Annotated in this window: 21 protein-coding genes; 12 read left to right on the top strand and 9 right to left on the bottom strand. The window is 58.3% G+C overall.

What is annotated here, in order from left to right; genetic code table 11:
* The 4 genes from QVF59_RS05125 to QVF59_RS05110 form a co-directional block, all read right to left on the bottom strand.
* Window positions 1-255: hypothetical protein (locus tag QVF59_RS05125; RefSeq protein WP_287877774.1), on the bottom strand; the 255-nt coding region annotated here is incomplete at its 3' end.
* Window positions 256-277: 22 nt separating this feature from the next.
* Entirely contained in the window at window positions 278-571 is a 294-nt protein-coding gene (locus QVF59_RS05120) for a PAAR domain-containing protein (protein WP_159874809.1), read from the bottom strand.
* The gene (locus tag QVF59_RS05115) at window positions 568-1,902 is read right to left on the bottom strand and encodes a hypothetical protein (RefSeq protein WP_287877773.1); all 1,335 of its coding nucleotides are present in this window, start codon (window positions 1,900-1,902) and stop codon (window positions 568-570) included. The genes QVF59_RS05120 and QVF59_RS05115 overlap by 4 nt, the downstream gene beginning before the upstream one ends.
* A 366-nt stretch (window positions 1,903-2,268) precedes the next feature.
* The gene (locus tag QVF59_RS05110) at window positions 2,269-3,048 is read right to left on the bottom strand and encodes a DeoR/GlpR family DNA-binding transcription regulator (protein ID WP_287877771.1); all 780 of its coding nucleotides are present in this window, start codon (window positions 3,046-3,048) and stop codon (window positions 2,269-2,271) included.
* 302 nt (window positions 3,049-3,350) lie between these two features.
* On the opposite strand from QVF59_RS05110, the gene QVF59_RS05105 reads away from it, so the two are divergent.
* The 4 genes from QVF59_RS05105 (at window position 3,351) to QVF59_RS05090 (ending at window position 9,046) form a co-directional block, all read left to right on the top strand.
* Entirely contained in the window at window positions 3,351-4,733 is a 1,383-nt protein-coding gene (locus tag QVF59_RS05105; RefSeq protein ID WP_287877770.1) for an NAD(P)/FAD-dependent oxidoreductase, read from the top strand.
* Window positions 4,730-5,956: an FAD-dependent oxidoreductase gene (locus tag QVF59_RS05100; protein ID WP_287877769.1), complete on the top strand. Its 1,227-nt coding sequence runs from the start codon at window positions 4,730-4,732 to the stop codon at window positions 5,954-5,956. The genes QVF59_RS05105 and QVF59_RS05100 overlap by 4 nt, the downstream gene beginning before the upstream one ends.
* Window positions 5,956-7,368, top strand: coding sequence for an FGGY family carbohydrate kinase (locus tag QVF59_RS05095; protein ID WP_287877767.1), 1,413 nt, complete (start codon window positions 5,956-5,958; stop codon window positions 7,366-7,368). The genes QVF59_RS05100 and QVF59_RS05095 overlap by 1 nt, the downstream gene beginning before the upstream one ends.
* A gap of 184 nt (window positions 7,369-7,552) precedes the next feature.
* Window positions 7,553-9,046, top strand: a complete 1,494-nt coding sequence (locus QVF59_RS05090) for an amino acid permease (RefSeq protein ID WP_287877765.1) — start codon at window positions 7,553-7,555, stop codon at window positions 9,044-9,046.
* 15 nt (window positions 9,047-9,061) lie between these two features.
* On the opposite strand, the gene QVF59_RS05085 is transcribed toward QVF59_RS05090, so the two are convergent.
* Together QVF59_RS05085 and QVF59_RS05080 are read right to left on the bottom strand one after the other, a co-directional pair.
* Complete coding sequence (locus QVF59_RS05085) at window positions 9,062-9,562, bottom strand: GNAT family N-acetyltransferase (protein ID WP_287877763.1); 501 nt, start codon at window positions 9,560-9,562, stop codon at window positions 9,062-9,064.
* A 21-nt stretch (window positions 9,563-9,583) separates the two neighbouring features.
* Window positions 9,584-10,126 carry a gamma carbonic anhydrase family protein gene (locus QVF59_RS05080; protein WP_287877761.1) on the bottom strand — a complete coding sequence of 181 codons (543 nt, stop codon included), beginning with the start codon at window positions 10,124-10,126 and terminating at the stop codon, window positions 9,584-9,586.
* Between the two features lie 135 nt (window positions 10,127-10,261).
* On the opposite strand from QVF59_RS05080, the gene QVF59_RS05075 reads away from it, so the two are divergent.
* From QVF59_RS05075 to QVF59_RS05055, 5 genes are all read left to right on the top strand, one after another.
* Window positions 10,262-12,298 (top strand): M3 family metallopeptidase, encoded by a 2,037-nt coding sequence (locus QVF59_RS05075; protein WP_287877759.1) that lies wholly within the window; start codon window positions 10,262-10,264, stop codon window positions 12,296-12,298.
* Between the two features lie 880 nt (window positions 12,299-13,178).
* Window positions 13,179-14,801, top strand: coding sequence for a phosphoethanolamine transferase (locus tag QVF59_RS05070; RefSeq protein WP_159874820.1), 1,623 nt, complete (start codon window positions 13,179-13,181; stop codon window positions 14,799-14,801).
* Between the two features lie 71 nt (window positions 14,802-14,872).
* A complete protein-coding gene (xth, locus tag QVF59_RS05065; protein WP_287877757.1) occupies window positions 14,873-15,646 on the top strand; it encodes an exodeoxyribonuclease III in 774 nt (257 codons plus the stop codon).
* Between the two features lie 155 nt (window positions 15,647-15,801).
* Window positions 15,802-16,503 (top strand): rhodoquinone biosynthesis methyltransferase RquA, encoded by a 702-nt coding sequence (rquA, locus tag QVF59_RS05060; protein WP_287877755.1) that lies wholly within the window; start codon window positions 15,802-15,804, stop codon window positions 16,501-16,503.
* A gap of 136 nt (window positions 16,504-16,639) precedes the next feature.
* Entirely contained in the window at window positions 16,640-17,125 is a 486-nt protein-coding gene (locus QVF59_RS05055) for a hypothetical protein (protein WP_287877753.1), read from the top strand.
* A 157-nt stretch (window positions 17,126-17,282) separates the two neighbouring features.
* Here the strand turns inward: QVF59_RS05055 and QVF59_RS05050 are convergent, their stop codons facing one another.
* A complete protein-coding gene (locus tag QVF59_RS05050) occupies window positions 17,283-18,065 on the bottom strand; it encodes a ferredoxin--NADP reductase (RefSeq protein ID WP_159874824.1) in 783 nt (260 codons plus the stop codon).
* 461 nt (window positions 18,066-18,526) lie between these two features.
* Between QVF59_RS05050 and QVF59_RS05045 the strand changes: the two genes are divergently transcribed.
* A complete protein-coding gene (locus QVF59_RS05045; protein ID WP_159874825.1) occupies window positions 18,527-19,537 on the top strand; it encodes an isocitrate/isopropylmalate dehydrogenase family protein in 1,011 nt (336 codons plus the stop codon).
* A 658-nt stretch (window positions 19,538-20,195) separates the two neighbouring features.
* Here the strand turns inward: QVF59_RS05045 and QVF59_RS05040 are convergent.
* Together QVF59_RS05040 and QVF59_RS05035 are read right to left on the bottom strand one after the other, a co-directional pair.
* On the bottom strand, window positions 20,196-21,233 hold the full coding sequence (locus QVF59_RS05040; RefSeq protein WP_287877750.1) for a glycosyltransferase family 4 protein: 1,038 nt from the start codon (window positions 21,231-21,233) through the stop codon (window positions 20,196-20,198).
* Entirely contained in the window at window positions 21,221-22,162 is a 942-nt protein-coding gene (locus tag QVF59_RS05035; RefSeq protein ID WP_287877748.1) for a UDP-2,3-diacylglucosamine diphosphatase, read from the bottom strand. The genes QVF59_RS05040 and QVF59_RS05035 overlap by 13 nt, the downstream gene beginning before the upstream one ends.
* Before the next feature lie 174 nt (window positions 22,163-22,336).
* Between QVF59_RS05035 and QVF59_RS05030 the strand changes: the two genes are divergently transcribed.
* Window positions 22,337-22,606, top strand: coding sequence for a PepSY domain-containing protein (locus QVF59_RS05030; protein ID WP_287877746.1), 270 nt, complete (start codon window positions 22,337-22,339; stop codon window positions 22,604-22,606).
* A gap of 84 nt (window positions 22,607-22,690) precedes the next feature.
* Window positions 22,691-23,266 carry a cytochrome b/b6 domain-containing protein gene (locus QVF59_RS05025; RefSeq protein ID WP_287877745.1) on the top strand — a complete coding sequence of 192 codons (576 nt, stop codon included), beginning with the start codon at window positions 22,691-22,693 and terminating at the stop codon, window positions 23,264-23,266.

The raw sequence follows: 23,266 nt of genomic DNA, 5'->3' as shown, positions 1-23,266 counted from the left end.
GCTGCGTTGTCCTTCCTGGCCGGTCGGGAGTGGGGACAGGCCGGGAATCGCCAGCGGTGGTGCCGTCGATTGCGGTGTGATGGTGAAGGTAACCGGCTGGCCAATCAGGCGGGCCAAGGCCAGATCACGCTCTGCCATCGTCACCGACACGATGAGTTGGTAGGGCGTATCCAGCGCTTCTTCAATATGAAACGCATGGACTGATGGCGCTAGTTGGAATCGGGGCGGGAAGACTAGCTGATAAGGATTTTGCATGGACGTAGGCTCTTGAGGCAGGTCAGACGGCGACACGCCATTCTTCACAATCGTGGATCAGGCGCGGGTGGTCAGGGCAGCGGCACAGCACGAGGTCATCGTTGAGCGCCAGGGTTTTTCCCTTGATATTGTTTTGTCCCAGGGTGCCGCGTGGCCCGGCCATCGCAATGACGCCGGTTGTGCCACAGATATCGCAGCGCACCCTGGCGCCGATGAAGGACACGGGAATTCCAAGTAGTGTCGGCCCATCGACCATACCTTCCACGACTTCACCGCGTCCGGTGATACGACAGCCGAGGCGAATGACAAATCTCATGTGTTGGCTCCTGTTGTGGTCGATTCGGGCGGCAATGCCATGCCAGCCCAGTGCTGATTTTCCTGTTGGCCATACCAGCCAACCGCTTGCTGCCGCAGCATCGCGGCTTCCACTGCCATTGCAGCCATGATCCAGCAGCCCAAGGCACCGGGATTGCCCCAGTAAGGTTCATGTTCCACGGCGTCGATTTGCCAGCCTGCTGCGGATAGCGCATCCGGGCTGTCACGGTTCAGGCTGAAAAAGGAGGCGGGCGGATTGGCCAGTGCAGCATTGCGCTGTGCCAACGCCAGATGTTCTGGTGTGCTGAACAGCACCGGTCGGGACAGGCTGGCACCTGTACCGGCATGGCTTGCCAGCATGGCAAAGGCGGCTTCGGCGGCCGGGGGGCTATTGCTTGCGCCGAAGCTGGCCGCAGGCGTGGCGATGCCTGCCAGCAGGTGATAGCTGGCGTGTTGCCGGGCGTAGAGTGCGTCAATCACCTGATCAATGTCCTCGGGGCTGTGCAAGCGCTGAGGATGTGCAGTCAAAAAGATGCCCAGTTCGCTGGCATGTTGTCGAAAGCGTAGCCACGCGTCTTCGCTGCCACTCCAGGAAACGGGGACCGATGGGTTCAACACCGGTCGCGGCCACTCCGCCAGCATCGTGGCCAGTTGGGCGGGGAGGTATTGGGCAGCGGGAAGGCGTTGTTCCTGTTCTTCCTCATCGGATGTCATGTCGGATGATGCTGCATCGTCCGCTAGCAGGATGCCGATTTCTTCGCTGGTTTCATCATCGGCAACTGCCTCGTCGTCAGCCGCATAAGCGTTCCACATGGCCGCGTCTGTATCCTGCTGGCCGTCTGCTTCGGTTATGGATTCCGGCTCAGCCAGATAGGGCGGTGCCGCGGACTCGCATTGCGGCACCTGTAACAAGCTGCAGAATGGCACCGGTTTTGCCCTTTGTTGCCGGAGCAGAATCTGGCGATCTGCCGCGTGCATGCAGGCCGGTCCAAGCAAGGCGATATGCGGGATAAAAAGTCGCGCTTTGCGGCGCTGTTCTTCCTGGTGATACGCGGCGAGATGCAAGGCATTGCGGTGATCAACAACCCAGCCTGCCAGCAGCCAGAAGCTGTAGCGCAACAGTGTCCAGAAGCAGGAAAGCATGAAACCGGGCGCGGCAGCCTTGAGCCAGAAGCCGGTCAGAGGGGCAGTTTTTGCTGTGCTGACTGCCGTGGTGTAGGTGCTGATCAGCGTTGAGAGCAAGGTGCAGGCGAGGATCAACATCACATAGCGCGGCCAGCGGGGCTTGCCTGGCAGTGTTTCTTGCTGCAGTTGATTTTCAGATGCTTGCATGCCGTGGTGACCGGTCGCTGGGGGCTATAGATCGGGCATTACACGGCCAGACATTTGCATCAGCAATGTCCACTCAGCCAGTTTTACCGACCGGCCTTGTCTAAAGAATGGTGGGGGCAGATTGGCCTGCCTTGCTAATGGCGCGCAATGACGGCAAGCGAATGCTTGGCCGCAGCAGTGTGATGACGTTCATGTGCAAACCGTGTTACGGCTTGTCAGCGCTGACAACAGCCTGCTGTGGCGTTGAGTAAGGCGATTGCAGTTTTATCCCACTGCCAACGTCAATCAGGCCTGGTTGCGCTCAGCTAGCGCCAGTCTGTGCCAGTGCGCCTTCTACTAGGGACTTCAGGCTCTGCTTAGCCGCTCTTAATCTGCAATGTGTACCTCGACATTGGCTCGCTGCAAGGCATGGGAGAGTGTTTCGTTCGGGCGATGATTCACGACCAGTCGGTGGATGTTCTCCAGCCCGCAAACCCGGAACAAGGCGGTAGCACCGAATTTGCTGGCGTCGGCAAGCACGGTGAGCCGCCGGGCCTGGGCAATCATGGCTTTGGCGATATCTGCCTCGGCTAGGGAAAAGTCCATTACCCCGTTTTCGTCGATGGCACCAACCGTTAGCACGACATCGGTGGTATTGAACTGCTGAATTTGTGTGATGGCCAGGCCGCCGACGCTTTCCGAGGCGTCGGCCAGGTATTCGCCACCAATCAGGAACACTTTGTTGCTGCGATCGCCCCGCCCAATGAGCTGGGCGATGGCCAGAGAATTGGTGATGATGGTCAGGTGCTGCTTGCGGGCCAGTTCGTGTGCCAGGGCCAATGTGGTGGTGCCCGTATCAATCAGCAGGGAATCACCGGCTTTGAACAGGCTGGCCGCCAGGCGCGCAATGCGCTGTTTTTCCTCGGCATGCTGCATGCGGCGCTGACGAAAATCATGCTCAACCGGCTCATCCGAACTCATTGCTCCGCCATGGTATTTCTTGAGCAAGCCATGATTGGCCAAGACGGTCAGATCCCGTCGTATTGTTTCGCGTGAGGCAGCTGTCAGGACTGACAGACGTTCCACACTAATCTTTTTGTGCTCTCGCACCAAGTCAAGAATGGCTTCCTGGCGCTGTTGGGGTTTGTGTGGTCCGGTGATTTTCATGCGACATGCCTGGGTTTGAAGCAGGGAATCCAAGGGAAATGTCTGTCCATTCTGGCTTATTCGCATTCCATGCGCACTATATCGCCGCTGTTTGCCTTCGGGGTGCCAAATACGGGCTGTGCTGGCCTTGGCCGAGCGCGGAGTGTGCGCATCCCATGTTTTCCTCTTTGCGTTGCATTGATGGCTGATTGCGGGACTTTCCCTGTCAATTAGTCATATTGTGGATTTTTCAGTCATTAAATATTGTTTATTCATGTTTTTTTGACCGTACGGTCATTGTGTTTGACTGAAAAGGAAGGCCTATGTTTGACGTTGCCATCATCGGCGCGGGTGTCGTGGGCTGTGCGGTTGCCCGCCGATTTGCCTTGCTTGGGGCCAAGGTGGTGTTGATGGAAAGCGGTGCCGATATTTTGTCTGGCGCTTCCAAGGCTAACAGCGCCATTTTGCATACCGGCTTTGATGCTCCGCCCAATAGCGTGGAGTGGCAACTGATACAGGCTGGCCGTGCTGAATATCTGGCCATCCATGAAAAACTGAACCTGCCACTGATTCAAACCGGAGCCCTTGTCTGCGCCTGGAGCGAGGAGGAAGCCAGCAAGCTGGAGCAGATTCATGCTGCCGGTTTGCACAATGGCGTGACCGATCTGGCCCGGCTGTCCGCCGCACAAGCCAGAACCCTGCAGCCGGGCTTGTCATCGCGTCTGTGTGCCGCCTTGGCGGTGCCGGGGGAGGCCATCATTGACCCCTGGTCCGCGCCGCTGGCGTATGTGACACAAGCCATCAAGCTGGGGGCCACGGTCATGCGCAATAGCGAAGTGCTGCGTGGTGAGTTTGCTGGCAATACATGGTCTTTGCAGACCGGTACACAGACAGTAGAGGCCCGCGCGCTGATTAACTGCGCCGGTTTATATGGTGATGAAGTGGATCGTCGCCTGGGCTTGCCGGTGGCATTCCAGATCAAACCACGCAAAGGGCAGTTTGTGGTGCTGGACAAGGCGGCTGTGCGCCATGTGCGCAGCATCATCCTGCCAGTCCCCACCGAAACGACAAAGGGCGTGGTGGTATGCCCCACGGTGTTTGGCAATGTGCTGATCGGGCCTACTGCAGAGGAGCAGGATGCGCGTCAGCGTGCCACGGTGGAGCAGGACACCTTGGCGGGCCTGATCCGCCGCGGCGCGGAGATTCTCCCTGCGCTGCAAGGTATGCCGGTGACTGCGGTCTATGCCGGTCTGCGTCCTGCTACCGAGCAGAAAGCCTATCGCATATTCAGTCGCCCCGCGCAGCGGGCCATCACACTGGGGGGAATCCGCTCCACCGGCCTGAGTGCTGCGCTGGGCCTGGCGCAGCATGCCGTCACACTCTACCAGCAGTTTGAGTCTGAGCCTTTCAGCCCGCCGGTGGATATCCCCTGGTTTGCCATGCCCAATTTGGCGGAAGGGTATGAGCGGGACTGGCAACGCCCGAATCACGGCGAGATGGTGTGTCACTGTGAGCTGGTAACCAAGCGCGAGATTGCACTTAGCATGACCAGCCCGTTGCCGCCGGGGGATTTTGGCGGTCTGCGCCGGCGTACCCGTGCCGGCATGGGGCGCTGCCAGGGTTTTTATTGCAATGCCACGCTGGCGGCAATGACCCAAGGCAAGCTGGCGGTCGACTTGGCTGTCACGGCCAAGGGGGAGCAATGACTGCGCCGCAGATTGATGTGCTGATTATCGGTGGCGGCCCCGCAGGCGTGGCCGCCGCGCTGGCCCTGCGTCAACAAGGGGTGGCTAAGGTGGTGGTGCTGGAGCGCGAAGCCGAGCTGGGTGGGGCCACCCGCCATTGCAGCCACTCGCCATTTGGTATGCGGGAATATCGCCGGATCTACCTTGGCCATGCCTATGGCCGCCGCTTGGAGGCGGATGCGCGCCAGGCGGGTGTGGAGGTGCGTACGCAGCATTCCGTGGTTCGCTTTGAGGGCGAGGATGGCGTGCTGGTCAGCTCTCCCTTGGGGGTGGAGACGCTGTATGCCCGGCGCATCATTACCGCGACAGGAGCCCGCGAACAGCCGCGTGCGGCACGCTTGGTGTCCGGGGATAGGCCCATTGGCGTCCTCACTACCGGTGCGCTGCAGGCGTATGTTGCATTTCATGGCCTGATGCCCTTTCAGCGGCCCCTGATTGTGGGTTCGGAGCTGGTGTCGATGTCTGCCATCCTGACCTGTTTGTCACACGGCGCCCGACCGGTGGCTGTCATTGAAGAAGGCGCGGGTGCCATTGCCCGTGTGCCCATGCGCTGGCTGCCTTATGTGACGCGCATTCCCTTCCATGCGCAAACCCGGCTAGTGGAAATTTTGGGGCAGGGCAGAGTAGAGGTGGTGATGCTGCAGACCGGAGGCTCAGTGCGCACGCTGGCGTGTGACGGCGTGCTGTTCACCGGCCAGTTTGTTCCCGAAACCGCGCTGTTGCAGAACATGGATGACGGTGTGCCGCAGGGCGGTGCCGGTGCGCTGATTGACCAAGACGGGCGCTTGGATAATCCCCGCCATTTTGCCGCAGGCAATGTTTTGCGCGGCATCGAAACCGGTGGCTGGGCCTTTCGTGAAGGCCGGGCGGTTGGCCATGCGGTGGCGCAAGATCTGCTTGGCCCCCCTGTCGCAATCGCGGGCGTACAGGTTCGCTATGCGCCACCAATCAAACTGGTGGTTCCCGGTCTCATACGGCCTGGCTTTCTTGGCCAGCCTGCATTTTCCAGCTTCCAGTTGCGCGTTAGCAGGCCGGTTCGCGGGGTGATCAGTCTGCAGCTTGATGGCGTGGCAGTTTGGCAGAAACAGGGGCAATGGTTACCGGAGCGGCGGATTCTGGTGCCGATTCCTCATCAGGCAAGCCATGCCAAGACCATCGAATTTCATTGCCAGGAGATTCAATAATGCGTATCGCTGCCATTGATCAGGGAACCACCTCCACCCGCTGCTTACTGGTTGACGATGCCGGCCAGTGCGCGCTGGCCGGGGCCCGTCGTCATGCCCGTTATCATCCACAGGCGGGCTGGGTTGAGCATGACCCGGAAGAGCTGCTACGCAATATCATTGCCTTGCTGGAAAGTGCCGGCCCGGTTGATGCAATTGCCATTTGCAATCAGGGTGAAAGTTGTCTGGCGTGGGATGCGCAAACCAGGCAGCCCTTGTCGCCAGTACTGGTCTGGCAGGATGCCCGTACCGCAACCGCCCTGGCGCAGATGGGCGAGGCGGCGGAACTGCGCTCCAAGCGCATCAGTGGCTTGCCGCTGGATCCCTACTTTTCCGCCAGCAAACTGGCCTGGATGATCCGCAATATCCCGGCGGTGGCCGCCGCCCTGGAACAGGGCCGTCTGCGGCTGGGCACGACCGATGCGTTTTTTCTGGACCGACTGTGCGGCACCTTCGCCACCGATTGGGCCACTGCATCGCGTACCGGACTGCTGGATATTGAAAGTGGGCAATGGAGTGCCGACTTGTGCGCCTTGCACGGCGTACCCATCCATTGCCTGCCGGAAATTCGCGCGGTCGATGCTGGTTTTGGCGCTATTCAGGGCATACCGGTCAGGGTATCCATTGTGGACCAGCAGGCGGCACTGTACGGCCATCAATGCCGCCAGCGTGGCGATGGCAAGATTACCTTCGGCACCGGGGCATTCTTTCTGGCACTGACCGGGGCGCAACGCCTGAAGCCGGCAGATCTGCTACCCACCATCGCCTGGAAGAAACAGGATGAAGCCGCCTGCTATGCCATTGAAGGGGGGGTATATGACGCAGGTGCCGCCCTGGAATGGGCGCGCCGGATTGGCCTTTACTCGGCACTGGAAGAGTTGGACCAGTTTGAAGGCCCCACCGCCATCAGCCGTGGCATCGTATTTGTACCTGCCTTGTCCGGCTTGGCAGCCCCGTATTGGGACCGCCATGCGGCACCACTATTCATTGGTATGGACCATGCCACCGAGCGGCGCGACATGATCCGTGCCGTGCTGGAAGGCATTGCCATGCTGACCGCCAAACTGGTGGCAACCGCAGCCATGTCCTTGCCGCTTGGCACCAGCATTTCCATTGATGGCGGGCTGTCGCAAAGCCGCTATTTTGCCCGCTTCCTTGCCTCGGCCTGCCAAAAAACCATCAGCGTCCCCTCCATGTACGAGCTTAGCGCGCTAGGCCTTGCCAGCTTGTGCGGGCTGGATATTAGTCGCATGGCCGGTGCCATCACCACTCATGAACCCGGCCGCTTGGTTTCGCAACACGATCATGCGGTATTTGCTGAAGCCATCCACCGCGCAGGCGCATGGCGTAGCCAACTTGTTGCGCGCGGCTAACAAGCGCGCAGCGTTCCTGGGGCAAGGCGCGCCGCTGCCGACAGTACAAGCGGTACGCCAAGCAGGCGCAACGCCGCGGCAGGTTTTTTGTTAGCGGCTCTTAAACATCTGCGCCTGCGCTGCCGTGCGTTTGGTATCACCACCTGAAACACCGCTTGCCATATACCGACCATAAGGAGTGACCATGGCTAACCCGGACTTGATTGCCAGTAAAGACCTCATCGCAGCACCTGCCTTGCAACGCAATATCACGCCGTTTCAATCGTTTGCGGTGGCCTTTGGTTTTGTGTCGATTGCCACCGGCATCTTTTCTGCTTATGGGGCCATGTTGAGCACTTCCGGACCGATGGGAATCTGGACTTGGCCGATTGTGGTGTTCGGCCAGTTGATGGTGGCCCTGGTATTGGGTGCGCTGGCGGCACGCATCCCCGTCACCGGTTATGTCTATCAATGGGCATCGCGCCTTGGCAATCCGGTGTTTGGCTGGATCATGGGCTGGATCAGCTTTACCTTTCTGGCCATTGTCCTATGCGCGGTGGATTACACCATCCCCGCCACGGTATTGCCGGTGCTGCTGGGCTATACCGGTTCGGTAGAAAATGCATGGTGGATCACCGCCTGCTTGATCTTTGCGCAGGCTGGCATGATCGCCCTGTCCACCAAAGTGACCCAAGGTTTCAATGCCCATGCCGTGATGGTGCAATTGATCGGCATGATAGGCCTGATCATTTTGCTGTTTGGCGTTGGGCATTTTTCCGGGCAGATGCATTACGCCAATCTGTTCAGTACCGGCAATATTGCCGCTACCGGCTATTTTTCCTTGGGCGGCATGACGGCAGTTGGCCCTTGGGTAATGGGGACTTTGATGGGGGCCTTCACCATTGTCGGCTTTGAGTCAGCCGCCAATCTGGCCGAGGAAACCCACGACCCGGCGCGTGTGATTCCGCGGGCCATGTGGCAGGCCGTGCTGTCGCTGGGTCTGATCGGCATGCTGTTCCTGATTGCGGTGACTGCTTTGCTGGGCGATCCGCAGGGGCCGGTATCAGCCACTCCGATTGCGGATGTGGTTACCCGGATACTGGGCGGCTATATCGGCAAAGCGCTGCTGATCATGGTGGTGATATCCATTTATTCTTGTGGGCTGGTGATTTTGCTGAGCGCGACCCGACTGGTGTGGGCCATGTCGCGTGATCAACGTTTTCCCGGCTGGCACTATTTCCGTACCATCCATCCCCGCTTGCATACGCCACTCAATGCGACCCTCGGCGTGGCCTTGGTAGGGCAAGTCATTTTGGCGGTATTCTCCGGTGATACCGATGCGCTGTTCACCCTGTTTTCGGCAGCAACACTGCTGCCTGCCATGATCTATGCGGTCTGTGTGTTGATGTATGCGTTCAAGCGCCACAGCCTGCCGGCAACGCAGGGTTTCTCACTGGGGGTGTTTGAGGTGCCAGTGCTGGCATTGGCCTTGCTGTGGCTGGTGTTTGAGCTGGCCATCTTCCGCGACGCATCCTTTATCAAGCCCTGGATCTATGTCGGTTTGATGTTACTTATTGGTGCCGTATATCTGGCCAGCCTGTTGCTGCGTGGTGGCACGGCAGCATTAAAAATGCCGGATATGGAGTCGATTGATGCCGTGATGGATGCTCGCCCTGAAGACAGGGCTAACAGGGGCTAGCCATCCAGTACCTGCTCAGCGGCTGCTAAGTAGCAAACACGGCTGGCCATCGAGGTCGAATGGGGTTTCCACCACCATGCCCAGCCGTGTGTGGGCTTTGAGCGAGGCCTGGTTGTCGGCATGAATGAACAGCACCGCCTGTTGGCCGGGCAGTTGCTGTTGTAGCTGCTGCCACATGGCGCTCAGCAAGCCCTGGCCACGTGCCCGTGGGGCAAGGCAAACCGGGCCATAGAAATAGAATGGCCCGGTGGCATGATGCAGCCTGGCCATTTGCACCGCCACCGGGCTGTCCAGATGCCGGCTGCTGCTGGTAAACAGCACGCCCAGCAGGCCGGCGGCGTCTTCCGCCAGCAGCACCGGCATGCCGTCGGCCAAGGCCTGTGTCAGCCAGTGGCTGATTTTTTCCACCGGGAAATCGCCATGCAGGCTACCGCCCTGGCTGCTGCTTTCGGGCAACATCAGCGCGGCAATGGCTGCTGCGTCACTCTCTTTGGCATTACGCAACCGTGGCGGCATGGCTTTATCTCCTGCGGGAATTCATTCCAGATTCGGTTTGTGCTTGTTGGCCACGCGAATATAGTGCTCGGCGGAATACTTGAAGTAGGCCAACTCCTGTTCGGTCAGCTTGCGGGCCTGTTTTACCGGATTGCCCAGGTACAGATAACCCGACTCCAGCCGCTTGCCCGGCGGCACCAGACTGCCGGCGCCAATCAGCACCCGGTCTTCAATGATGGCGCGGTCCAGAATGATACTGCCAATGCCTACCAGCACTTCATCGCCAATGGTACAGCCGTGCAGCGTGACGTGATGGCCGATGGTGACATGCTTGCCAATGTGCAGCGGTGCGCCGATGGGGTCGCTATCGCGCTTGTGGGTAACGTGCAGCATGGCAAAGTCCTGGATATTGCTGCCTTCACCAATATGAATGGCATTGACGTCGCCGCGGATCACGGCAAATGGCCAAACCGATGCATTGTCCGCCAGCGTGACATCACCAATCACCACGGCGGCCGGATCGATATAGCAGGAGTCGGCAATCTGCGGTGCGCTGCCATCGTAGGGGCGGATATTGCGATTCATCAGAACGTCCTCATCTAACAGGTTCAAGATTCCCTATCATATAGCAATGGCGGTAGCCTGTTTGTTGGCGACCGCCTGTTTCCATATCGGCACCGTGCCACGCCCGCGGCTGCCAATTGCCACAGGAAGTGAACAATGAGCCTCAATCCGCTCCTCGACTTTACCGGCCTGCCACGTTTTGCCGAAATTCGTCCCGAGCACATCAGCCCGGCCATCGAACAGTTGTTGGCCGAAGCCCGTCAGACCGTGGCGCAACTGACCGCCCATGTGGATAGTCCGAGCTGGGAAAACTTTGTCGACCCGCTGACCGATACCACCGAGCGCCTGTCGCGCGCCTGGGGCGTGGTGGGGCATCTGAATGCCGTGGTGAATACCCCGCAACTGCGCGATGCCTACAATGCCAATATTGCGCCGATTTCCGAATTCTGGACCGAACTGGGACAGAACCTGGCCTTGCTCGGCCAATTCAAGGCCATTGAAGCCAGCCCGGCCTATGCCAGCTACAATGCCGCACGCCAGAAAATCATCCAGAACGATCTGCGCGATTTCCGCCTGTCCGGTGCCGAGCTGCCGGAAGCACAGCGCCAGCGCTATGCCGCCATTCAGAGCCGTCTGGCCGAGTTGTCCGCCCGCTTCGAGCAGAACGTGATGGACGCCACCGACGCCTTCAGCCTGTATCTGGAAGATGCCGCCGAGCTGGACGGCGTGCCGGAAGACGCGTTGGCCCTGTTTGCCGCTGCGGCCCAGGCCGATGAAAAAACCGGTTACAAGATCACCCTGCAGTTCCCGTTTTACTTCCCGGTAATGCAGTACGCGCACAACCGCGCGCTGCGCCAGAAGCTGTACGACGCTTATGTGAAGCGTGCGTCCGAGTTTGGCCTGCCCGAGCACGACAATACCGAAATCATCCGCGAAAAACTGCAGCTCACCCGCGAAGAAGCCCAGCTACTGGGATTTGCCAATTTTGCCGAACTGTCCTTGTACACCAAGATGGCGGAAAGCCCGGCACAAGTGATTGCCTTCCTGCGTGATCTGGCCGCTCGCGCCAAGCCGTTTGCGGTGAAAGACCGTGCCGAGCTGGAAGCCTTTGCCAGCAAAGAGCTGGGCTTCTCCGACCTGCAAGCCTGGGACATTGCCTATGCGGCAGAAAAACTGCGCGTAGCGCGCTATGCCTTCTCCGAGCAGGAAGTGAAGCAGTACTTCCCGGAAAGCAAGGTGCTGCCTGGTCTGTTCGGCGTGGTCAACACCCTGTATGGCGTGGAAGTGCGCGATAGCAGCGCCCCGGTATGGCACGATGATGTCCGTTTCTACGACATCATCAAGGATGGCCAGCTGGTAGGCAGCTTCTACTTTGATCTGTACTCACGCGAGGGCAAGCGCCCCGGTGCCTGGATGGACGACGCCCGTGGTCGCCGCAAGAAGGGCGACACCATGCAAACTCCGGTGGCCTACCTCACCTGCAACTTTACCCGCCCGGTGGGCGACAAGCCGGCGCTGTTCACCCACGACGAAGTGATCACCCTGTTCCACGAGTTTGGTCACGGCCTGCACCACATGCTGACGCAGGTGGAGGAGCTGGGTGTTTCCGGCATCAATGGCGTGGAATGGGATGCGGTGGAGCTGCCCAGTCAGTTCATGGAAAACTTCTGCTGGGAATGGGACGTGCTGCAAGGCATGACTGCCCATGCCGAAACCGGCGAAACCCTGCCGCGTGCGCTGTTCGACAAGATGCTGGCCGCCAAGAACTTCCAGAGCGGCATGATGACGGTGCGCCAGCTGGAGTTTTCCTTGTTCGACATGCTGCTGTACACCGATTTTGATGCCAGCACCGGCGACTGGCTGGCGCTGCTCGATACCGTGCGCCAGGAAGTGGCGGTGAACTTCCCGCCGTCTTACAACCGCTTCCCCAACAGCTTCAGCCATATCTTTGCCGGTGGGTATTCGGCGGGTTACTACAGCTACAAGTGGGCGGAAGTGCTGTCGGCTGATGCCTATGCCGCTTTCGAAGAGGCGGGTGGTGCCAATGCGGCGACTGGCAAGCGCTTCTGGGATGAGGTACTTGCGGTCGGGGGCAGCCGCTCGGCGCTGGAATCCTTCCGTGCCTTCCGTGGCCGCGACCCGCAGATTGACGCGCTGTTGCGTCATTCGGGCATGGTGGAAGAGGCGGTCTGAAACGTAGACAAATATTTACGCGGGGGAGGGAACTCCCCTGATGGGGGCTGGCTCTAATCTTTGCTCAACGGGTTATCTCCAAGAGCAGCAAGCGAGCCAGACGCTTATCCCTGCCCCCAAGGACATCGATATTGTGTCTTTTCCTGCCCCCAATCCCCCTTGGGGGTATTTTTTTGTCCAAGGGCAACGGCAAATGAAAACACCGCCTGCTGGCGGTGTTGTTTGGTGCTTTCAGTGAGATGACGTCTCCGGGATTCTTGCCGATGGTGGCTTGCACGGCGGGCTGCCATCAGACGGGAATCGCCATTTCACTAAAATCAGTTGCCGGAGCCGTTTTCCGTCTTGTCAGTCTGGCCTAGGCGATGGCGCTGGGCAAAGCCCGGAGTGCGCAGGGTAAAGGCATCGCTGAAAGGGCGCAGGGTAGAGCGGTGAGGATTCTTGGTCGGGCAGAGGGGATGTTGCTGGGAATGCAGGGGTTTGGATTGTCTGGACAATTTTGGTCTACCAGTGATGAACACGAAGCCATTCTAGCCAGCATCCTGTTATGTGGCAAATTTGATCAAATATGATGTTGTTTATTTGCCTGGCCTGCAGGGTGGGGCGGTGCAATCTGCAGTGTTTCCTGTTTGGTGGCCTACCGATTTTTCTGCCAGCCTGCTGTTTGTAATAAATCGGCACAGAATTGCCATATTTCCGCGAAATTAATCGGGTAAGATGGCGTCGATTTTCCGCCATGTTCTGAGTGCAGCAAGCAGATGCATGCGCTGACCGTAGATGGTGGTATCACCGATTACATGCGGCCGCAGCGACCAACACTGCGGCCGGTTTCATTGCCGGGCGGGATGCCCCTGCGCATCCGTCCCTTGTTGATGAGGACAAAATGGTTTTCAACCGTTCCATCCGGCCAGAGCGCCTGATCCTGCTGGTGTCGCTCGTGCTGGTTCTGTTTTACAACTTCCCGTTCTGGCACGAGATGCTGCGCATTGTCGGTCCGCTGGATGCTCAGGGCATCAAGTTGTTGCTGGAGTCCTTCCTGCTGGTGACTGCGTTTTACAATCTGGTGCTGTCGTTGTTCAACTGGCCTTATATTGGCAAGCCGCTTATCGCCCTGTTGCTGCTGATCAGCTCTTTCATCAGCTATTTCATGAACCAGTACGGGGTGATGATCGATGTGCACATGGTGCAGAACGCGGTTCAGACCGATCACAAGGAAGTACGTGATCTGCTGACTGGCAAGATGGCGCTGTTTGTTGTTGTGCTTGGGCTGCTGCCAGCCTGGTGGGTGTTCCGTCGGCAGATCCAGTGGCGTAGCCCGCTGAAAGAAGGTGGTGTGCGTCTGCTGACCGTGCTGATTTCAGCCGCCGTGCTGGTGGGCATTGCCTTTGCCGCCTATCAGGACTTTGCCTCACTGTTCCGTAACAACCGCCAGCTGCGCCATTACCTGACCCCTTTCAATTACTTGCAGGCTACCAATGGTTATATCCAGGACCATTATTTCAGCGGCCCGGTGGTAATCAGCCCGCTGGGTGAGGATGCCAAGCGTGATGCTGCCTGGAGTCAGCACAAGCGCAAGACTGTTTTTGTGCTGGTTGTTGGTGAAACCGCCCGGGCCGATCACTTCTCGCTCAACGGCTACCCGCGCAACACCAATCCCAAACTGTCGGCGCAGAGCGGTTTGATCAATCTGCCCAATGTGCATTCCTGCGGAACGGAAACGGCGGTCTCAGTACCGTGCATGTTCTCCAATATCGGGCGTGCCAATTACAGTGGTGACAAGGCGGCACGACAGGAAAACGTGCTGGATGTACTCAAACGTGCCGGTTATAACGTGATATGGCGAGACAACCAGTCTGGCTGCAAGGACGTGTGCAACCGGGTGACGCTGGAAGATGTCACCACCAGCAAGGACGACAAGCTGTGCAGTACCGGTGAGTGCTGGGATCAGATCCTGATCAAGAATGCCCAGCAGCTGATTGACCAGTCCGACCGCGATGTGGTGCTGGTACTGCACCAGATGGGTAGTCATGGCCCGGCCTACTACAAGCGTTACCCGCCGGCCCTGGAGCAGTTCAAACCAGTATGCCAGACCAGTGAACTCTCACGCTGCCCGCGCGAACAGATCATCAATGGTTTTGATAACTCCATCCTCTATACCGATACCGTGCTCTCCGGCATCATCGACTTCCTGCGTGCCAACCAGCAACGCTATAACACCGGCATGCTGTACATGTCCGACCATGGTGAGTCGCTGGGTGAAAACGGCATGTACCTGCATGGCACGCCCTATCTGTTTGCGCCGGAAGCACAAAAGCATATCGGTGCCATGATGTGGTTCTCCGACAGCTTCCAGCAGGAAGTCGGGCTGAACCAGCGTTGCCTGGAAGGGCGTAAGGCAGAGCCTTACTCGCATGACAATCTCTTCCATTCGCTGCTGGGCTTGCTGGGTGTGCATACCAGCGTCTACAACAAGCAACTGGACATGTTTGCGCCCTGTCGCCAGTAAGGGTGATTTCCGAATAAGACGCAGCCGTCGGATAAGGGCGGCTGCGGTGATATGCAAGCGAGAACCAAGAAATGCAATTAGCCACCTGGAACGTCAACTCACTCAAGGTTCGTCTGCCGCAGGTCGTGGAATGGCTCACGCAGAGCCCGGTCGATGTGCTTTGCCTGCAGGAACTGAAGATGGATCAGGATGTGTTCCCGCTGGCCGATATCGAAGCTGCCGGCTACCGTGCCGCCTGGTTCGGTCAAAAGACTTACAATGGTGTGGCCATCCTGGTCCGCGCACCATTGCAGCTGGACGATGTGGTACTGGGCATTCCCGGTTACGACGATCCGCAACGCCGGGTGATTGCCGCCACGGTTAACGGCGTGCGGGTGATCTGTGGCTACTTCGTCAATGGCGAGGCCGTTGATTCTCCGAAGTACCCGTACAAGCTGGAATGGCTGGGCAAGCTGCATGCCTACGTGGCCGATGAGCTGACGCGTCACCCGCAACTGGCGCTGCTGGGCGACTACAATATCGCCCCGGAAGACCGCGATGTGTACGACCCGGAAAGCTGGCATGAACAGGTGCTGTGCAGCACGCCGGAGCGCGAGGCCTTTCGCGGGTTGATTGGACTGGGGCTGGCGGATAGCTTCCGTCTGTTCAATCAGGAGGACAAGCAGTACAGCTGGTGGGATTACCGCGCCATGATGTTCCGTCGCAACAAGGGCGTGCGCATTGATCACATCCTGATCACCCCCGCACTGCAAGTACGCGCCAGCACCTGCATCATCGACAAGACGCCACGCAAGTGGGAGCGTCCGTCCGACCACACCCCGGTGGTGCTCACCCTGACAGACTAAGCTGTTGCAACCCGAAACAACGGCCCTTACAGGGCCGTTTTGCATTGGCAAACAACAAGCTGGCGGGAACAGGGCAAAGCTTGGCCTAGCTCAAATGAAATAATATTAGCATTTGCTAAACTTCATTGATGAATAGCTAAGATCAAGGTGCCATCATGAGCCGCAACCACCCACCGCTGCCGTGCAACCCCTATTACGAAGGGGTGCCGGACTACATGACCGAAGTCTACGATTGGGCCTACGTCAATCCGCGCCGTGCCGCGCTGCTGGACCGTAATCTGGTCGTCAGCACACTGCTTTTTCTCAATGACCAGCGCTTGATGCAGCGCTACTTGCAGCAAATCCGTCCCGGCATGCGCGTGTGGCAAGTGGCCCATGTATATGGCGATCTGGTACAGAAGGCCGCTGCCAAGGTGCGCAAGCATGGCGAGTTCATTCTGACTGACATTACACCGGTGCAGGTAGAGCACGGTGCACGCAAGCTGGCTGCTTATCCACAGGCACGGGTAGTACGGGCCGATGCCGCCAGCTACCCGCTGGAACAACCGGCAGATCTCATTTGCAGCTTCTTTTTACTGCATGAGGTGCCGGACGATCTCAAGCATCGCATTGTCGACAACATGCTTTCCCAGTTGCAAGCCGGCGGCAGGGCGGTTTTTGTCGACTATCACAAGCCTGCACCCTGGCAGCCGGTAGGCTGGTTGCTCAAGTGGGTCAACCGGGTGCTGGAACCATTTGCCGAGGCGCTGTGGCGCAATGAAATTTCCAGTTATGCCAGTGATGCCGAGGCGTTTGACTGGCACAAGGAAACGCTGTTCGGTGGCGTGTATCAGGTGCTGACCGTCACGCGCCGCTAATACTGTACGTAGCGTTACATGACCTTACATAGCACTCACAGACGGCCAGATTGGGCAGGGCTAGGATACGACTCATGGAAACACCACTGCGGTGTCTCGGAAAGAACACTCCCCACTTGATATTGGAGAACGCAACATGAAAAAACTGACCCTGCTCGTTTTGTCTGCCGCCTTCGGTCTGAGCTCCGCTGCTGGTTTCGCCGCCACCAACGCATCTGCTCCGGCTGCTGCTTCCGCACCGAAAGCCAAAGCTGCCAAGATTCACCACGCCAAGAAAGGCGTGAAGAAAGTAGAAGCTTCCGCTCAGAAAGCCCAGGCTGCTGATGCTTCCGCACCGGCTAAAAAGGCTGCCAAAAAGCACCACGCCAAAAAGCACGCTGCCAAGAAAGTAGAAGCTTCCGCTCAGAAAGCCCAGGCTGCTGATGCTTCCGCTCCGGCCAAGAAGCACGCTGCCAAAAAGCACCACGCCAAAAAGCATGCTGCCAAGAAAGTAGACGCTTCCGCTCAGAAAGCCCAGGCTGCTGACGCTTCCGCTCCGGCAAAGAAGCACGCTGCCAAAAAGCATCACGCTAAAAAGCACCACGCTGCCAAGAAAGCCGCTCCGGCCTCCGCAGCAAACTAATCAGACGTCAGCGTCTGGCTCGCAATAAGCAAAAGGAGGCTCCGGCCTCCTTTTTTGCATTTGCCACTTCCTCAATACCCGGTAGTACTGTGTGCGGGCAAAGAAAAACGCCATCCAGCTGGATGGCGTTTTGTCTATTGCGCGGGGAAAGGCTAAATCACTTTTCCACGAAGGCGCGTTCGATGGCGTAGTCGCCCGGTTCGCCCATGCGCGGAGATTCCTTGAAGCCAAGACCGTTCAGGATTTCGCACAGGTCGTGCAACATGGACGGGCTGCCGCAGATCAGTACGCGGTCGTTTTCCGGGTTCAGCTGCGGCAGGCCGATGTCGGCACACATCTTGCCGTTGGTGATCAGGTCGGTCAGACGGCCCTGATTGCGGAACGGCTCGCGGGTAACGGTCGGGTAGTAGATCAGTTTTTCTTTCACGATGTCGCCAAAGAACTCGTTTTCCGGCAGCTCTTTGGTGATGTAGTCGTGATAGCCCAGCTCGTTTACCCAGCGTACGCCATGGGTCAGGATGACCTTGTCGTAACGTTCGTAAACTTCCGGGTCCTTGATGATGGACATGAACGGTGCCAGGCCCGTACCGGTAGACAGCAGGTACAGGTTTTTGCCCGGCAGCAGGTTATCTTGCACCAGGGTGCCGGTGGGCTTCTTGCTGATCAGGACGGTATCGCCCACTTGCAGGTGTTGCAGCTTCGAAGTCAGCGGGCCGTCTTGTACCTTGATGCTGTAAAACTCCAGATGCTCTTCGTAGTTGGAGCTGACAATGGAGTAGGCGCGCATCAGCGGCTTGCCGTTTACTTCCAGGCCGATCATCACGAATTGGCCGTTGATGAAGCGCAGACCGGCATCGCGGGTGCAGGTGAAGGTGAACAGGGTGTCGTTCCAGTGGTGAACCGACAATACCTTTTCAGCGGTCAGATTGGGGGAGGACATATAAATTGCTGCTCGCTATCCAAAAGAAATCAAGGAATGAGTGGTTGCGGCGATTTTACCCTTTTCAGGGGCGCTTGACTAAACATTGCTAGCCGTTCTCACTATGTCATTCAACATAATGAGCAAATCACCACGACGCCAAGCCTGCAACAGCTTCTGGCACGCTATGGCTGTCTTGCGGCGGGAAAGTCAACTGGAACAGGATGTTACCTTAAAGAATGGGGCAACCCTAACGATTTCTTTCCGCTGTGTTTATTCCTGTTTGTTCTTAGTGAAGCGTTGATTTAGATCAGCGAATTGTATTGCTGGCTACGCTAGTGCATAAAGCTGTTTACCAGTCAGATGTTGTCTGACAGTGTACGAAACCAAGCTGGAGAGCCATTCTTTTGTCATTATTTTTAGGTGGCTGACGTAGTGGCGAGTACAATCTGCTGTTCTGCGGACAGAAAGCGGAGCAAGCGATGAAGCTGTGTGTGATTCCCGGTGACGGGATCGGTCATGAAGTGGTACCGGTAGCCGTGGGCGTGCTGCAAGCCGTGCTGCCGGGTTTGCAGCTGGTATTTGCCGATGCCGGCTGGGAAACGTTCTGCCAACACGGCAAGGCCCTGCCGGACAAGACGCTGCAGGCCGCGCGCGATTGTGGTGCCGTATTCTTTGGTGCAGTCAGTTCCCCCATGCAGCTGGTGGAGGGGTATCGCTCGCCCATCGTGCAGTTGCGCCGCGAGCTGGGCTGCCACGCCAATATCCGCCCCACGCTCAGTCTGCCCTTGCCGGTTTGCCGTCCTGGAATTGATCTGATCATCGTCCGTGAGAATACCGAAGACCTGTATGTCGGGGACGAGCAGTCTGATGGCGAAGTCGCCGTCGCCATCAAGCGGATTACCCGCACCGCTTCATTACGTGTTGCCAGAAGCGCCTTTGAAATGGCCAGGCATGCCGGACGCCAGCGCATCACCATCATCCACAAAGCCAATATTCTGCCGCGCACCGATGGCCTGTTCCGTGATTGTGCCCGCGAGGTGGCGCGGGAGTATCCGGAAATTTCCGTGGATGAAATGTTGGTGGATACCGCGGCCATGCGGCTGGCACAGGCTCCGGAAAGTTTTGACATGCTGCTGGCCCCCAACCTCTACGGCGACATCCTGTCTGATCTGGTGGCGGCATTTGGCGGAGGGCTGGGCTTGGCACCGTCGCTGAATCTCGGCGTGACGGCAGCCATTGCCGAGCCGGTACATGGTTCGGCACCGGATATTGCCGGGCAGGGCATTGCCAATCCCCTGGCGGCCATTCTCAGTGCGGCGATGTTGCTCAGGATCTGGTGGCAGCGTGCCGACCTTGCCTTACTCGTGGAACTGGCAGTGCGCTCTACCCTGGAAGAGGGCATTGCCACACCGGACGTCATTTCTCCGGGAGTAAGCACGCAGCATCTGGCGCGTGCAGTGATTGAGCGACTGAAGCAGGGGCAAGGCTAGAACGAGAAAGAGGGCGGCTTGACCGGCCGCCCTCTGTGGTGTGTCACTGCATGCTTGAAAAGAAGGATTTGCGGGATAACGCAAACATCACATACAAGTCTTCACCCTGTGTGGCCCCGAACATGTCTGCCAACGATGTCCTGACTGCAGGCGCACAGGTTTTACCAAAGAACAGGCTGTATGCACAGCACTAGATAAGTCTCAAACAACTGATGTTACGGAATGGCTGCCCGGTTTCGTATGGGCGGTAACATCATGCTCGCTGCCTGTTACGGTAGCGCAGAGGGGAATGGCTTCCCGGTTTACTCATCATGCTTTAGCAAAGTCTGTTGTTTCGTGTCTGGCGTACCGACTACCTGTCGTCTGATGCATCCGTAATGGACGCTTGCTGCGCTCGCGGGCAAGTCTGAGCTTCCCGCCATCAAACCTGAAAAGGTGATGGATTTTGAGCGCCGGTGTGAACAAGGTTGTCGGAATCCGGCCGTTGACTCATCCCAAACCCTCCCTGTTGCTCAATGAGTTCAGTATAGGCCGCTGCGGTTTCTACTCAAGTTTTTTTTCTGCAATGCCGGGTATCCGGCAATGCATATGTGCTGAAGCCTTGTGCTTGCCTGCTTGGCAGGCGCAGCCATTTTGCAACGCCATGCTGTGCATGGTTTCAACTGGCCTGTGGCTTGAGCATGGCTACCCGTTCTGGTGAGTTGGGGTGCAGGTGCTGCTCGAACTGGCGAGCGGCTGCGGTCCAGGAAAAGCGTTCGGCCACGGCCCGGACATGGTTGCGGTCTATCTTGAGTGCCTCCAGGCAGGCCTGGCGCAGATCTTCATGCAGCACCCCGGCACCGCTGTTGCCCACCACGTCGCGCGGACCGGCGACCGGGTAGGCGGCCACTGGTGTGCCGCAGGCCATGGCCTCCAGTAGAACCAGGCCGAAGGTGTCGGTGAGACTGGGAAAGACAAATACGTCGGCCGCACGATAGAACCTTGCCAGCTCTGCTTGCGGAAACACGCCAGCAAAATGGACATCGGGATATTCGCGTTGCAGGCGGGACAGCAAGGGGCCGTCACCGACTACCCATTTGCTGCCGGGCAGATCGAGTTTGAGGAAGGCCTCGATGTTCTTTTCCACGGCTACCCGGCCGATATAGACAAAGCGCGGTGCCTGGCTTTCATCCAGCCGTTCGCGCGTGCCGGGTGTGAACAGCTGGGTGTCCACGCCACGGCTCCACAGCACCACCTTGTTGAAGCCGCGGGCGCGCAGGTCGTCGGCAATGGACTGGGTGGGGACCATGGTGGCGCTGCCAGCATTGTGGAAACGGCGCATCCAGGCATAGCTGATGGACAGGGGAAGGCGGGTGCGGGCGGCGATGTATTCCGGAAAACGGGTGTGATAGGCGGTGGTAAATGCCAGCTTGTGCCGTAGGCAGTAACGGCGTGCCGCCAGGCCCAGAGGGCCTTCGGTGGCAATGTGGATGGCATGGGGCGACAGGCCGGCAATACGCTGTGCCACTTGGTGATATGGCAGGATGGACAGGCGGATGTCCGGGTAGGTGGGACAGGGCAGGGTGTTGAATTCCAGCGGCGTGATCATTTCCACCTGATGGCCGAATGCCGTCAGTTCACGGCTGGTTTCGGTCAGGGTGCGGACTACGCCGTTGACCTGCGGCTGCCAGGCATCGGTGACAATCAGGATGCGCATGGGGTCTCCTGGCTGGGGTCGGAAAGCGGGTGGTTGTCGTCATGCTGCTGTTTACTGACCGGGACTGGCGTGACGGGCCAGCCTGGGCGGGGCAGTTCGTTGTCAAAGGCGGGTTTGCTGTCTGATGTGGCCTGGCGGTTTTTTCGACCGGTCTTTTCCGGCTGGCTCAGCAGTGTGGTCCAGTACACCACTTCCAGTCGGCCATCTGCATGCTCGACCAGGGCTGACAGGCTTTCCACCCAGTCCCCGCTATTGCCGTACAGCACGCCATCGATATCACGGATTTCAGCCTTGTGGATATGTCCGCAGATCACGCCATCGTAGGCGCGGCGGCGGGCTTCTCCGGCCAGGATCTTCTCGAAGTCACTGATGAAATTGACCGCGTTCTTTACCTTGTGTTTGAGGTATTGCGACAGCGACCAGTACGGCAGATCCAGCTGCTTGCGCAGCCAGTTGAAGCCGCGGTTCAGCTGCAGGATGGCGGTGTAAAGCGAGTCCCCGACATAGGCCAGCCACTTGATGTGCTGGATGACCCCGTCGAATTCGTCGCCGTGGATGACCAGCAGGCGTTTGCCATCGGCTGTAGTGTGTTCCGCTTCGCGCCGGATGGCTATGCCGCCGAAGTCCAGCCCGGCGTAATGCCGTGCCGCTTCATCGTGATTGCCCGGTACGTAGACTACCTGGCAGCCTTTGCGCGCTTTGCGCAGCACCTTTTGCACCACATCGTTGTGGCTTTGCTTCCAGTACCAGGACTTTTTCAGCTGCCAGCCGTCGACGATATCGCCCACCAGATAGAGGTAGTCGGATTCATTGTGCTTGAGGAAATCCAGCAGGTGATCGGCGCGGCAACCGGCGGTTCCCAGGTGGACATCGGAAATCCAGATGGCGCGATAGTGCTGCTTGTTGCCAGGGTCGGAGTCGGGCTGCATGTTAGGTCCGTTCTGCCGTGGGGTACTGCGCCATGCTGCATGCGGCAGATGACAGCGCGATGAGGTTTTGGTGAATGGCTGATGACGCAGAGGGCGTTAAGTTGGGTTTAAGACTGTTGCGCTTAAATAGCCCTGCTGCCGGAATGAACCGGTTTAATCCTGGAGATTCGAGAAATGAAAAAACTGCTGCTGACTGCCCTGATTGCTGCCTTCGCCGCCCCCGCCGCCTTTGCTGCCGCCAAGTGCGAAACCCACCCCAAGAACGAGTGGATCAAACAGGAAGACTTCAAGAAACAGCTGGAAGGTCAGGGCTACAAGATCGACAAGTTCAAGGTGAGCGGCCAGTGTTATGAAATCTATGGCAAGAACAAGGACGACAAGAAGGTGGAAATCTACTTCGACACCAAAACCGGCAAGCCGGTAAAGAGCGAAGTACAGCAATAAGCGGCTGCTGGGCTGCACTCGCGGTACGGGAAGGCCGGCTGCCGATGGGGCCGGCCTGTTCTCTGGCTGAAAGGAAATGGATTGATGGCTGACAATACACAGGAAATCAAGGTGTGGGACCGTTTTGTCCGGGTATTTCACTGGACGCTGGCGGCCTGTGTGCTGGGCAATTATTTTGTGCTGGAAGATGGCGAGGGCCCGCATCGCTGGAGCGGTTATCTGGCGGTGGTGCTGGTGTTGTCGCGGGTGATCTGGGGGTTTGTCGGCAGCCGACATGCCCGTTTTGCCGATTTCTTTCCTACGCCGCGCCGCTTGCAGGCACACTGGCAGGACATGCGCCAGGGCCGCCTGGATGCCCATGCCGGGCATAACCCGCTGGGTGCGCTGATGATGTTGTGGCTGATGGCGCTGGTGCTGGGCTTGGGTGTCAGCGGTTATCTGCTTGGTACTGATGCATTCTGGGGCGATGACGGCATGCAGGAACTGCATGAGGCGCTGGCCAATATCCTGATCGGTAGTGTTGGCCTGCATGTGCTGGCAGCACTGCTGATGAGCTGGCTGGGCGGTATCAACCTGATCAAGGCCATGGTGACCGGCGTAAAAACCATACCGCAGAACCGCGGCGAGTCCGCAGTGCCGGAGTTCGAAGCAAGGAAATAA

The organism is Aquitalea sp. (assembly GCF_030150775.1).
GTDB lineage: Bacteria > Pseudomonadota > Gammaproteobacteria > Burkholderiales > Chromobacteriaceae > Aquitalea > Aquitalea denitrificans.
This window is presented reverse-complemented; position numbering and strand designations above follow the sequence as displayed.